Source organism: Dyella sp. (assembly GCF_036746095.1).
Lineage (GTDB): Bacteria > Pseudomonadota > Gammaproteobacteria > Xanthomonadales > Rhodanobacteraceae > Dyella_B.
The window spans coordinates 121291-134771 of the sequence record NZ_DAIOEU010000003.1 but is presented as its reverse complement, the minus strand read 5'-3'; the positions used below and the strand labels follow the sequence as shown (position 1 = coordinate 134771).

Here is a 13481-nt window from a genome sequence, read left to right as displayed (position 1 = left end):
GACCATGCCGACTATCAACGACATTCTCATCATGCTGCCGGAATTCTTTCTGGTTGCCGCGGCGTGCGTTCTCCTGCTGGCCGACGCTTTCATGAAGCCGGCCGAGCGCGTGTACCTGCACTGGCTCTCCATCGGCGTGCTGGTGGTCACCGGCTACCTGGTGCTGCGCTATCAGCCCGAAGGCGCGGTCACTGCGTTCGGTGGCATGTTCATCCGTGACGGGCTGAGCACGATCCTCAAGCTGTTCGCGATCCTGTCCACCATCCTGGTCTTCATCTACGGCCGTCCGTACATGGTCGACCGCAAGCTGTTCGTGGGCGAGTTCTATACGCTCATGCTGTTCGCGGTGATTGGCGTGATGTTGCTGGTGTCGGCCGGCAGCCTGGTGATGGTCTACCTGGGCCTGGAATTGCTGACGCTGTCGTCCTACGCACTGGTGGCGCTGAACCGCGATTCCAGCTTGTCGTCCGAAGCCGCCATCAAGTATTTCGTGCTGGGTGCGTTGTCGTCGGGCCTGCTGCTGTATGGCATGTCGATGATCTATGGCGCCACCGGCACGTTGGGCCTGGCGCAACTGCATGAAGCCATTCCCCACAGTGCGATGCCGCATCTCCTGATTTTTGGCCTGGTGTTCCTGGTGATCGGCGTGGCGTTCAAGCTGGGTGTGGCGCCGTTCCACATGTGGATTCCGGATGTCTACGAAGGCTCGCCTACGTCAGTGACCGCCTTCATCGGTTCGGCTTCCAAGCTCGCCGCGTTCGGCATGGCGTTCCGCCTGCTGGCTACCGGCATGGGTGATTTCTCGCAGCACTGGCAGATCATGCTGGCCGCGCTGGCGGTACTGTCGCTGGCTATCGGCAACATCGTGGCCATCGTGCAGAGCAACCTCAAGCGCCTGCTCGCCTATTCGACCATCTCGCACATGGGTTACCTGCTGCTTGGCTTGGTCAATGCAGGCCCGGAAGGTTATTCGGCCGCGATGTTCTACGCAGTGAGCTATGCGCTGATGTCCACCGCAGCCTTCGGCGTGATCCTTGCGCTGAGCCGCACCGGTTTTGAATGCGACAACATTGATGACTTCAAGGGTCTCAACCAGCGTGCGCCGTGGATGGCGTTCCTGATGATGCTAGCGCTGTTCTCCCTGGCCGGCGTGCCGCCGCTGTTCGGTTTCTTCGCCAAGCTGCTGGTACTGCAGGCTGCGATACACGCCGGCATGTTGTGGCTGGCGATCGTGGGTGCTGTGTTCGCCATCATCGGCCTGTACTACTACCTGCGCGTGGTGAAGGTAATGTACTTCGACAAGCCGGATGCCGGCACCGAAGTGCGCATCCAGCCCGATTTCACGCTGCGTCTGGTGTTGTCGCTGAATGCGTTGGTGCTGCTCGGACTTGGCTTGTACTGGGGGCCGTTGCTGAGCTGGTGCAAGCAGGCATTCGTGGGTTGAGAAAAAATTTCTTCCGCGAAAGAGAAAAAAATAGCGATCATGGTCTTGCAAGAATTCGGCCAAGTCGCTAACATTCTCGGACTCTGATGCGGGGTGGAGCAGTCTGGCAGCTCGTCGGGCTCATAACCCGAAGGTCGTAGGTTCGAATCCTACCCCCGCTACCATGTTCATAAAAAAAGCCAGCGATCGTCGCTGGCTTTTTTTATGCCTATGGGAAATCCGCGCCTGATGACAGCGATGGGTTGTTTGCATGGCGGGAAGGGCGATAAATCATTGCGTTGCACCGTCCTGTTACGTATACTTTCCGAACTCTGTAGCGGTCAGAAGCGCGTCATACAGGCGTGAATCGGCAGGCGACCAGATCTTTCTTGGACAAGAAAGCCTCCTTGCGAGGCTTTTTTGTTGGGCGCAAGGATGCGTATGCGTCGTGCCGGGTGATAATCACCGGCTTGGGACGCACGGAAAGGCTCTGGTAGAGCGGGACATCGGCAAGGTAAGGGAATGGGCCGTCAGAGCCCATTTTTTGTTTCCGGCAACGGTATCGAGAGAGAGTGGACACACAGGCGCTAGCACAACGCTTCACTGACGTTTTGGCGGATCTCCAGCTGGAATGCATCGGCGTGGAATTCAGCCCTTCACTGGGTCAGAGCACGCTGCGCGTCTATATCGATACCGAAGGGCGCGAGGTCACCCTCGACGATTGCGAGGCGGCAAGCCGCGAACTCTCGGCGCTGCTCGACGTGGAAGACCCCATTCCTGGTCATTACGTGCTGGAAGTGTCCTCGCCAGGTATCGATCGCCCGCTGTTCACTGCCGCACAGTTCGCCAAAGTGACCGGGCAGGAAGTGAAGGTTCTGCTGAAGGCGCCATTGGAAGGACGCCGCCGTCTGCGCGGCAAGATCGTTTCGGTGGAAGGCGAGCAGATCAGTCTGGAAACGGAAGGCAAAGTATTTCAGTTCGAGCACGATGCGGTGGAAAGCGCGCGCATCGTGCCGGATTGGGCCGCGCTTGGTTACGTGCCGCAGCCCAAACCCGGCGGTCGCAAGCTGGGCGGGAAAAAGGGTAGAACTTAAGGTCAATCTGTGATGGAACGCTGGACAGCGTTCACGGAGTGGTTGCAATGAGCAAAGAGCTTTTGCTGGTCGTAGATGCGGTTGCCAACGAAAAAGGTGTGTCGCGCGATGTGATCTTCCAGGCGATGGAAGCTGCGTTGGCGTCCGCTGCAAAAAAACGTTATCCGGATGAAGACCCGGATATCCGCGTCAGTATCGATCGCAACTCGGGCGACTACGAAACCTTCCGTCGCTGGGAAGTCATCGCTGACGACGGCGAAATGGAATCTCCGTTCCGCCAACTGCGCCTGATGGATGCCGAGGACGAGCGTCCCGGTGCGCAGATCGGCGAATTCGTCGAGCAGCAGATTGAAAACGCCGAATTCGGCCGTATTGCTGCGCAGGCCGCCAAGCAGGTGATCGTGCAGCGTGTGCGCGAAGCCGAGCGCCAGCAAGTCGTCGATGCGTTCAAGGATCGCGTGGGTGAGTTGGTTACCGGCATTGTCAAGCGCGTCGAACGTGGCAACGTCTACCTCGATCTCGGCGGCAATGCCGAAGCCTTCATTCCGCGTGACAAGACCATCCCGCGTGAATCGCACCGCGTCGGTGACCGCGTGCGTGGTTATCTATTCGAAGTGAAATCCGAAGCGCGCGGCCCGCAACTGTTCGTGTCGCGCGCCGCACCGGAATTCATGATCGAGCTGTTCAAGCTCGAAGTGCCGGAAGTAGGCCAGGGCCTGGTCGAGATCAAGGGCTGCGCTCGCGATCCGGGCGACCGCGCCAAGATCGCCGTGGTGGCGCACGATAGCCGCACCGATCCTATCGGTGCCTGCATCGGTATGCGCGGTTCGCGCGTGCAGGCGGTATCGAACGAGCTCAACGGCGAGCGCGTGGACATTATCCTGTGGCACGAAAATCAGGCCCAATACGTGATCAACGCGATGGCGCCGGCCGAAGTGCAGTCCATCATCATGGATGAAGACAAGCACTCGATGGACATCGCAGTGGCCGAGGACAAGCTGTCCCAGGCTATCGGCCGCGGCGGCCAGAACGTGCGCCTGGCCAGCAAGCTCACCGGTTGGCAGCTCAACGTGATGACCCAGGACCAGGTCGCCGCCAAGAGCGAGGCCGAGCAGGAGTCCGCTCGTCAGCTGTTCATGGACAAGCTGGAAGTGGACCAGGAAATCGCCAACATCCTGGTGCAGGAAGGCTTCTCCAGCGTCGAGGAAATTGCCTACGTGCCGAGCGCAGAACTGCTGGCCATCGAAGGCTTCGACGAGGACATCGTCGAAGAGCTGCGCGCCCGCGCCCGCGACTCGCTGCTGACCGAAGCGCTGGCCGTCGAGGAAAATCTCGACGAGCACCAGCCTTCCGAGGAACTGCTGAACATGGACGGCATGGACGAAGCGACGGCTTACGCGCTGGCTGAGCGCGGTGTCGTCACGATGGACGATCTGGCCGATCTCGCGGTCGACGACATGATCGACATCGACGGCATGGACGAGGATCGTGCTGCGGCACTCATCATGGCGGCACGTGCGCCGATGATTGCGCGGCTGGAGAAGGGCGGCTAACCGCGGGCGGCAGCGTCCCGGATGGGCGCGCCGGGAGACCGATTTTGGTCTCCACCAAGGACGGAGGTGGCCGTGCAAGAACATGCCTCATAGACAGGTTTTGTACGGACGATAAGCGCGGGAACGGCGGAGAAAGAATCACGATGTCGGACGTCACAATCAAACAACTCGCTCAGGTTCTGGGCATGCCCGTCGACCGGCTGCTGACGCAGCTCGGTGAAGCCGGTATGAAATTCTCGAACCCGGAGCAGGTCATCAGCAGCACCGAGAAGGTGAAGCTGCTGGGTTTTCTGCGCCGTACGCACGGCAAGGCAGATGCCACCGTCGAAGCCGAGGATTCCTCGCCGCGACAGATCACGCTCAAGCGCCGCAAGATCAGCGAACTGAAGGTTTCCACGCCGGGCGGCCGCGGCACCTCCAGCGCCAAGACGGTGAACGTGGAAGTGCGCGCCAAGCGCACCTACGTCAAGCGCAGCGTGATTGCCGAGGAAGCAAGCACGGATACCGAGCGCGAAGAAGCGCTGCGTCGACTACAGGAATCGCAGCAGCAGCGCGAGCACGAAGAACACGAGCGCGTCGAAGCTGAACATCGGCGCCAGGAAGAAGCGCGTCAGCATGCTGAAGAAGAAGCTGCGCGCCGTGACGCCGAAGCAGCCGAACGCGCACGTCAGGAAGAAGCGGCTGCGCAGGCCGCCGCCGAAGCGCAGGCCGCTGCACAGCAAACGCAGCAGCAAGCCCAGCCTGTCGAAGCACAACAAGAGCCGGTACGCGTTCCCGAGCCGGTGGTTAAACCCGAGGAAGAAAAAGTGGCCGAATCCCCGGCCGTGCAGCGTATCGATCCCAACTCGCTGGGCATGATCCTGCCGCGCATCCATGAACCACGTAAACGTGAGAAGAAGCCCGTGGCGGCGGTGCCTGCGCCGGCCCCGGCCCCCGCTCCCGCTCCCGCGCCGACCCCTGCGCCGAGTAGCGGCGCCGATCGCGGCAAGACCAAACATGGCGGCGGCTTTCGCGATCGTGAAGACGTGGCCGGTGGCAAGCGCTTCGCCGCCGGTGAACTGCATCTGTCCGATGCCGACCGCGCGCGCCGCTCCAAGCGTGGCAAAGCGAGCAGGTCTGCGGTGCGTGAAGCACCGCGTGGCGGCGCGCCGTCCGCCGGTCCGCACGGCTTCTCCAGGCCCACGGCGCCGGTCGTGCGCGAGGTCGTGGTGAGCGACGCCAACGTAGTCGCCGAGCTTGCGCAGAAGATGGCGGTCAAGGGTTCCGAAGTGGTCAAGGCGCTGTTCAAGATGGGCGTGATGGCTACCATCAACCAGACCATCGACCGCGATACCGCCATGCTAGTGGTGGAAGAACTGGGCCACAAAGCCGTGGAGGCCAGCGAGCAGGGCGCCGAAGCCGCGCTGGCTGCGCACACGCAAAGTGCCGAGCTGGAAGGCGAGCGCACACCGCGCCCGCCGGTAGTCACCATCATGGGTCACGTCGATCACGGCAAGACCTCGCTGCTCGACTACATCCGCCGCACCAAGGTGGCGGCTGGCGAAGCGGGTGGCATCACCCAGCACATCGGCGCGTACCACGTGACGACGCCGAAGGGCGTGATCACCTTCCTGGATACGCCCGGCCACGCCGCGTTCACGGCGATGCGCGCACGCGGCGCGCAGTCCACCGACATCGTGGTGCTGGTGGTAGCCGCTGACGACGGCGTCATGCCGCAGACGCAGGAAGCCGTGCAGCATGCGCGCGCGGCCAAGGTGCCGCTGATCGTCGCGATCAACAAAATGGACAAGTCCGACGCCAATCCGGACCACGTCAAGCAAGGTCTCGGCAATCTCGAGGTGATTCCGGAAGAGTGGGGCGGCGACACGCCGTTCATCCCGGTATCGGCCAAGACCGGCATGGGCGTGGACACCTTGCTTGACGCCATTTCGGTGCAGGCTGAAATCATGGAGCTGACGGCGGTCGAAGACGGCCCCGCTTCAGGCGTGGTGATCGAATCGAGCCTTGATCGCGGCCGTGGTCCGGTGGCGACCGTGCTGGTGCAGCAGGGTACGCTCAAGCGCGGCGACTTCGTGGTCTGCGGCATCGAATACGGCCGCATGCGCGCGCTGATCGACGAGACCGGCAAGACCGTGCAGGAAGCCGGCCCTTCGATTCCGGTACAGGTGCTCGGCTTGTCCGGCGTGCCGGAAGCGGGCGACGATTTCGTGGCCGTGGCCGACGAACGCCTGGCGCGCGAAGTGGCGGCAGAGCGTCAGTTGAAACGGCGCGAGACGCGCATGGTCAGCAAGGCCAATCGCCTGGAAGACATCATGGCGCAGATGGGCCAGGCCACCGAGCAGCAGACGCTCAACATCCTGGTCAAGGCCGACGTACAGGGTTCCGTGCAGGCTTTGCGCGATTCGCTCAGCCAGATCGGCAACGAGAACGTGAAGGTGAACGTGATTGCGGCCGGCGTCGGTGGCATCACCGAATCCGACGCCACGCTGGCGGCCGCATCGAAGGCGCTGATCATCGGCTTCAACGTGCGAGCCGACGCGTCGGCTCGTAAGGTGATCGACACCGCCGGCCTGGACGTCCGCTACTTCTCGATCATCTATGACGTGATCGATCAGGTGAAGCAGGCCGCTTCCGGTTTGCTGGGCGTGGAAGTGCGCGAGGAAATCATCGGCATTGCTCAGGTGCGCGATGTATTCCGCAGTTCCAAATTCGGCGCCGTGGCCGGCTGCATGGTGACGGAAGGTATCGTCAAGCGCAGCAAGCCGATTCGCGTGCTGCGCAATAACACCGTGATCTTCCAGGGCGAACTGGAATCGCTGCGCCGCTTCAAGGAACTTGTGGACGAAGTGCGGGGCGGCATGGAATGCGGCATCGCCGTGAAGCAGTACAACGACGTGAAGGTGGGTGACCAGATCGAGTGCTTCGAACGTATCGAAGTCGCCCGCACGCTGTAATTCGCACCACCATGCCCTCTCTTTTCGAGGCGAGGGCAGCAGGGCCGCATAGGCTGGGATATCAATCCCAGCCGTCCGGTGATTTCCCTGTGCTGGGATTATCATCCCAGCCTACGCATTTTCCGTATCGGCGATTATTCATCCATGCCATCCCGCGATTTCAAACGCACCGACCGTGTAGGCGCCGAACTCCGCCGCGAGTTGGGTACCCTGGTGCACGCCGCCGTGCGCGATCACGGCCTGCCGTCGTGCAGCGTGTCGGACGTGGAGGTCACGCGCGATCTGGACTGGGCCACCGTGTGGGTTACCGCACTGCTGCCGCAGCAGTCCAAGGAAGCGGTGAAGGCGCTCAACGAACTGGCCATGGAATTTCGTCGCTCCCTGTCGCGCACCATGCGCCTTCGTCGCGTACCGGAACTGCGTTTCAAGTACGACGATTCAGTCGACAAAGGCGAGCGGATCGAGCAACTGCTGCGACAGAGTCCTCCGCAAGAAGCGGATCACAGCGAAGACTGACGCCTCTCTCCGCATAGGAGGGGCCGACTACTGCACACCATGAGCCGTCGCCGCCATCGCCCCGATGCCCGTGACCTGCACGGCATCCTGTTGCTCGACAAGCCGCTAGGCATGAGTTCCAACAAGGCGCTGCAGATGGCGATCGCCATTCTGCGCGCGGCAAAGGGTGGCCATACCGGGGCACTCGATCCGCTCGCGACAGGCTTGCTGCCGCTATGTTTCGGCGAGGCCACCAAGATTGCCGGCAACCTGCTTGGCTCGCGCAAGGCGTACTTGGCCGAATGCCGCCTGGGTATCACGACCACGACGGCCGACCTTGAGGGCGATGTGCTCGAGCAACGGCCGGTGCCAACCTTGGACGACGCCACTCTCGAAGCCGCATTGGCGACGTTGCGTGGCCGGATCATTCAGGTGCCACCGGTGTACTCGGCGCTGAAGCAAGGCGGTGAGCCGCTTTACCTCAAGGCGCGTCGCGGCGAAGCCGTGGAGGCGCCGCCGCGGGAGGTGGATATCCATCACCTGGAACTGGTTTCTCGCAGGGAAAATACCCTGTCGCTGTACGTGGAGTGCGGTTCCGGCACCTACGTGCGCAGCCTGGCCGTGGATCTTGGCGCAAGGCTTGGCTGCGGCGCGCACCTCAGCGCGCTGCGCCGATTGTGGGTGGAGCCTTTCCGCGCCCCGGTCATGGTGACCATGGATGAGCTGCGAGCAGCGGCCGAACAGGGCAGCGACGCCGCAGACCGGCTGGTGCTTCCGCTGTCGGCAGGCGTTGCCGACCTGCCGGCGTTGCACCTGGATGCCGCTGCCGGCCAAGCCGTCTCACAAGGGCGCCAGATCGAATGGCCAGCCGGCCACCCACGCGCGTATTCGGCGGCTTTCGCTGACGATGGATGCCTGCTGGCACTGGTCGACTGCGACGAGCAGGGCCGTATCCGTATCCTCCGTGGTTTCAATCTACCCACTCAATGCGCCCTCTCCCCTTCGGGGAGAGGGGTGGGGTGAGGGGGCAAATCTTCCCAGGCACTGTCGCAAGTGCAGCCCCTCACCTCAATTCTCTCCCCAAAGGGGAGAGGAGGCGAACGCAAAACGCCCAAATTATTATGGTCTTGTTGCAATCCACCGCCCCTCGGTACAATAACCCGCTTGATTCAGACTTTTCTCTCAACCTGCCGGAGCTTGCGCAACGTCATCAAGCGGTGACGTTGCGCAAGTTCCGCACCTGTTTTTTTAAGGAAGACACACATGTCCCTCACCGTAGAACAGTCCAGCAAGATCATTGCTGACTTCGGCCACGCGCCGAATGACACCGGCTCCACGGAAGTGCAGGTTGCCCTGCTTTCCGCCCGCATCGAACACCTCACCGATCATTTCAAGACGCATAAGCAGGATCATCACTCACGTCGTGGTCTGCTGAAGCTGGTTAACCAGCGTAAACGCTTGCTCGGCTATCTCAAGGACCGCGATTTGGCTCGCTACCAGAGCCTCATTGAGCGCCTTGGCCTGCGTCGCTGATCGGACGAGGACACCCAAAGTGGCGAAAGTAACCAAGTCATTCCAGTACGGTAATCACGAAGTCACACTGGAGACGGGCGAAATCGCCCGCCAGGCTTCGGGCGCCGTCATGGTCAGCATGGGCGGTACCGTGGTGCTGGTCACCGTGGTCGCCGCGGCCAAGGCGAAAGACGGGCAGGACTTCTTCCCGCTCACCGTCGACTACGTCGAGAAGTTCTATTCCGCCGGCCGCATCCCCGGTGGTTTCTTCAAGCGTGAAGGCCGTCCGACGGAGAAGGAGACGCTCACCTCGCGTCTGATCGACCGTCCGGTCCGCCCGCTCTTCCCGGAAGAGTTCAAGAACGAAGTGCAGATCATTGCCCAGGTGATCTCGCTGAACCCCGAAATCGATGGCGATATAGTCTCGATGATCGGCGCCTCTGCCGCGCTGTCCTTGGCGGGCATTCCGTTCAAGGGCCCGATCGGTGCCGCGCGCGTGGGCTACGCCAACGGCCAGTACCTGCTCAATCCCACCGTTACCGAGCTGAAGACCTCCGCTCTGGACCTGGTCGTTGCCGGCACCGCGAACGCCGTGTTGATGGTGGAATCGGAAGCCAAGCTGCTCAGCGAAGAAGTGATGCTGGGTGCGGTGATGCACGGTCACAAGCAGATGCAGGTGGTGATCAACGCCATCAACGCATTCGTCGCCGAAGCTGGCCGCAAGCCGTTCAAGTGGGAAGCGCCCGCCCGCAACGATGCGCTGTTCAACGACATCCAGGGTATCCTCGGCAATCGCCTGGAAATGGCGTTCGCCATCCGCGACAAGCTGGAGCGCCGCGATGCCATCGCCGCGCTGAAGGCCGACATCAAGACTGGTATCGCTGAAACCGCCGCGGCGCACGGCTGGTCCGACCTCGACATCAACAACGCCTTTGCCGAGATCGAATACCGCACCATGCGCGACGGCGTGCTGAAGACCAAGATACGCATCGACGGCCGCAAGCTGGACGATATCCGCCCGATCTCGGTGCGCGTGGGCGTGCTGCCGCGTACCCATGGTTCGGCGCTGTTCACCCGTGGCGAAACCCAGGCACTGGTCGTGGCCACGCTGGGCACCGCGCGTGACGCGCAGATCATCGACGCGCCGGAAGGCGAGTCGAAGGATCCCTTCCTGTTTCACTACAACTTCCCGCCGTTCTCGGTCGGTGAAGCTGGCCGCTTCGGCGCGCCGAAGCGGCGCGAGATTGGCCACGGCCGCCTTGCCAAGCGTGGCGTGCAAGCCGTGAAGCCGGCGATGGAAGAGTTCCCGTACGTGCTGCGCGTGGTGTCTGAAATCACCGAGTCGAACGGTTCTTCGTCGATGGCCTCGGTGTGCGGCTCCTCGCTGGCACTGATGGATGCTGGCGTACCGCTCAAGTCCCCGGTGGCGGGTATCGCCATGGGCCTGGTGAAGGAAGACAACGACTTCGTCGTGCTGTCCGACATCCTGGGCGACGAAGACCATCTCGGCGACATGGATTTCAAGGTGGCCGGTAGCGCCGACGGCGTCTCCGCGCTGCAGATGGACATCAAGATCGAAGGCATCACCGAAGAGATCATGAAGCTCGCGCTGGAACAGGCCAAGCGTGGCCGTCTGCACATCCTGGGCGAAATGGCCAAGGTGATCAGCCAGCCGCGCGCGGAAATGAGCGAATACGCACCGCGCCTGCTCACCATCAAGATCCATCCGGACAAGATCCGCGAAGTGATCGGCAAGGGTGGCGCCACCATCCGTGCCATCACCGAAGAAACCGGCACCACCATCGACATCAGCGACGACGGCACCGTGGTGATCGCCTCGGTCAATCGCCTGGCGGCCGAAGAGGCCAAGAAGCGCATCGACCAGATCGTGTCGGACGTCGAGCCGGGCCGCATCTACGAAGGCAAGGTTGCCAAGTTGATGGACTTCGGCGCGTTCGTGACGATCCTGCCGGGCAAGGACGGCCTGGTGCACGTGTCGCAGATTTCCAACGAGCGCGTCGAGAAGGTTTCCGACAAGCTCAAGGAAGGCGACATCGTCAAGGTGAAGGTGCTGGAAGTGGACAAGCAGGGCCGTATCCGCCTGTCCATGAAGGCGGTTGCCGAAGACGAAAACGCGAACGTGTGAGCGTTTTTCTGACAAGCTGATCCAACGAAAACGCCCGGTTCCATAGCCGGGCGTTTTCATTTTCGAAAGCTCGTATTTGATACGATCCGCGCTTCACCTCGAGGATGCAGGCATGCACGACCAGGCGAATGATTTTCTTAAGGACTACCAGGCTTTCGCACAACAATCCTGGGATACCTGGATGCGATATCTGCAACAGCAGCCAGGACAGTCGAATCCTTTCGGCATGGGGATGGGCATGGGTGCGGCAGCCATGCCGCAGAACGACCTGCTCACGCGTAGCCTCGCCAGCCTCCAAGCCTACGGCAGTTGGTTGCAGCAGGCCGCCACGGGAGTGGGGCTGGGGCAGCACAGCAATCCATGGCAGCAACCTGCCGCCATGCAGTCATTTCTTTCCGCTTTTACGCAGCCCTTTCAACAAGCCGTTGCGGGCATCGACAGTGCCTCCGCCTTCGGCATGGAGCATCAATGGCAGGCGTGGCTGCAAGCCATGCAGCAGGCTGGCATGGCGGCGGCCATGCCAAACGGCCAGATGGCGACCTTCGGCATTACCCGTGAATTCCAGCTCGACCAGCAGGCCCTGCAAGCGGCCATGCAGGAATACGCACAGACCAGCGCGCGCTACCATGCGCTGCTGCAGAAGGTGAACGCGCAAGGCATCGCCAAATTGCAGGCGATGCTGGGTCAGCATGGTGAGCCCGGCAAGCAGGTCCAATCGCTCAAGGCACTGTACGACCTGTGGGTCGACGCAATGGAAGGCGCCTATGCCGAAATGGCGCTTTCGGAGGAATACCGCGACGTGTTCGGTGCGTTGGTGAATGCGCAGATGCAGGTGCGCAAGCTGCAGCAACAACATACCGAACAGGTGTGCCGTGAGCTTGGCATTCCCACGCGCAGCGAAGTGAACAGCCTAGGCCAGCGCGTGCAAGAACTGCGGCGTGAATTGAAAGCGCGCGGGCATGTTGAATCGAATGTGGATGCTTCGCTGGTCGATTCACTGCAGGCCGAAATCGCTTCGTTGAAGCATGAGCTCGCGGCAAGCAAGGTGGCAAAAGTGCATCCGATCGAGCGCAAGAGCAACGGCGAAAACAGCAAAACCCCTTCGCAACGCACGAAAGCCACGCGCTCCGCCGCCGGCAAGCGGAAGTAAGGAACCAGCATGCAGAATCCTTTCCCTATCGATCCGCAGCAAGCCTTCAACGAAATCGCCGTGTTCCAGCGCAAGCTTGCTGCTGGCTTGCAGAACCTGCGTGGCCTGGGCGAACAGGACTACGCCAACACGCCGCGCGAAGCGGTGTATCGCGAAGACAAGCTCACCGTCTGGCACATGAAGGGCAACCACACGCCCACTGCTCGCGTGCCGGTCCTTGTCGTGTACGCGCTGGTCAACACGGTGTGGATGACGGACCTGCAGGAAGACCGCTCGCTGGTCCGCAATCTGCTGGAGCAGGGCGAAGACGTCTACCTGATCGACTGGGGCTATCCGGACGGCGCGGATCGCTGGCTCACGCTGGATGATTACCTCAATGGCTATCTCGATCGCGCTGTCGATGAGATCTGCCAGCGCCATGGCCTGGGTGCGATCAACCTGCTCGGTATCTGCCAGGGCGGTACATTCTCGCTGTGCTACACCGCCATGCATCCGGAAAAGGTCAAGAACCTGGTCACCATGGTGACGCCAGTGGATTTCCGCACGCCGGACAACATGCTTGCGCATTGGGTGCAGGGCATGGACGTGGATTTGTTCGTCGATACGCTGGGCAACATTCCGGCGGAATTGATGAACTGGGTGTACCTGATGCTCAAGCCGCTGCGCTTGAATCAGCAAAAATACGTCAGCATGGTCGACATTCTCGACAACCCCGCAGAACTGAAAAATTTCCTGCGCATGGAGCGCTGGATCTTCGACTCGCCCGACCAGGCCGGCGAAGCCTTCCGCGAATTCATCAAGGCATTCTTCCAGCAGAACAGGTTGATCAAAGGCGATCTGCAGATCGGCAGGCAGCCCGTGGATCTGGGCATGGTGACCCAGCCGGTGCTCAACATCTACGCCACGCAGGACCACCTCGTGCCGCCGGATGCCTCACGCGCGCTGCAACGCCATGTTGGCACGACCGACTACACCGAGCTGGCCTTCAAGGGTGGGCATATCGGCATCTACGTTTCCAGCCGTGCGCAGCGCGAAGTGGCGCCATCGATTCATCAGTGGCTGCGGGCACGTAGTTGACAAGCACAACGTGTGTACGCAGGTGGGGTTGACGAACGTAACCCAGCCTCCTTTGTCCCTTTCGTGACAACTCGCTC

The 13481-nt window shown here is 61.6% G+C and carries 10 protein-coding genes and 1 tRNA gene; all 11 read left to right on the top strand.

Annotated features, from left to right (window positions below; all coding sequences use genetic code 11):
• Window positions 1–4 precede the first annotated feature (4 nt).
• Window positions 5–1444, top strand: coding sequence for an NADH-quinone oxidoreductase subunit NuoN (gene nuoN / locus V7M64_RS02915; protein WP_333676894.1), 1440 nt, complete (start codon window positions 5–7; stop codon window positions 1442–1444).
• 87 nt (window positions 1445–1531) lie between these two features.
• Window positions 1532–1608 (top strand) — tRNA-Met (locus tag V7M64_RS02910).
• Window positions 1609–1995: 387 nt separating this feature from the next.
• Window positions 1996–2517, top strand: a complete 522-nt coding sequence (gene rimP, locus V7M64_RS02905) for a ribosome maturation factor RimP (RefSeq protein WP_333676893.1) — start codon at window positions 1996–1998, stop codon at window positions 2515–2517.
• Window positions 2518–2564: 47 nt separating this feature from the next.
• The gene (gene nusA / locus V7M64_RS02900; RefSeq protein WP_333676891.1) at window positions 2565–4070 is read left to right on the top strand and encodes a transcription termination factor NusA; all 1506 of its coding nucleotides are present in this window, start codon (window positions 2565–2567) and stop codon (window positions 4068–4070) included.
• 143 nt (window positions 4071–4213) lie between these two features.
• Window positions 4214–7024, top strand: coding sequence for a translation initiation factor IF-2 (infB, locus tag V7M64_RS02895; RefSeq protein WP_333676890.1), 2811 nt, complete (start codon window positions 4214–4216; stop codon window positions 7022–7024).
• A 144-nt stretch (window positions 7025–7168) separates the two neighbouring features.
• Window positions 7169–7540 (top strand): 30S ribosome-binding factor RbfA, encoded by a 372-nt coding sequence (gene rbfA, locus V7M64_RS02890; RefSeq protein ID WP_333676889.1) that lies wholly within the window; start codon window positions 7169–7171, stop codon window positions 7538–7540.
• 39 nt (window positions 7541–7579) lie between these two features.
• Window positions 7580–8542 carry a tRNA pseudouridine(55) synthase TruB gene (gene truB, locus V7M64_RS02885; protein WP_333676887.1) on the top strand — a complete coding sequence of 321 codons (963 nt, stop codon included), beginning with the start codon at window positions 7580–7582 and terminating at the stop codon, window positions 8540–8542.
• Between the two features lie 240 nt (window positions 8543–8782).
• Complete coding sequence (gene rpsO / locus V7M64_RS02880) at window positions 8783–9052, top strand: 30S ribosomal protein S15 (RefSeq protein ID WP_333676885.1); 270 nt, start codon at window positions 8783–8785, stop codon at window positions 9050–9052.
• A 19-nt stretch (window positions 9053–9071) separates the two neighbouring features.
• A complete protein-coding gene (gene pnp, locus V7M64_RS02875) occupies window positions 9072–11177 on the top strand; it encodes a polyribonucleotide nucleotidyltransferase (RefSeq protein ID WP_333676883.1) in 2106 nt (701 codons plus the stop codon).
• A gap of 112 nt (window positions 11178–11289) precedes the next feature.
• Window positions 11290–12327, top strand: a complete 1038-nt coding sequence (locus tag V7M64_RS02870; RefSeq protein ID WP_333676881.1) for a poly(R)-hydroxyalkanoic acid synthase subunit PhaE — start codon at window positions 11290–11292, stop codon at window positions 12325–12327.
• 9 nt (window positions 12328–12336) lie between these two features.
• The gene (gene phaC / locus V7M64_RS02865; RefSeq protein WP_333676878.1) at window positions 12337–13404 is read left to right on the top strand and encodes a class III poly(R)-hydroxyalkanoic acid synthase subunit PhaC; all 1068 of its coding nucleotides are present in this window, start codon (window positions 12337–12339) and stop codon (window positions 13402–13404) included.
• The last annotated feature ends 77 nt before the right edge of the window (window positions 13405–13481 follow it).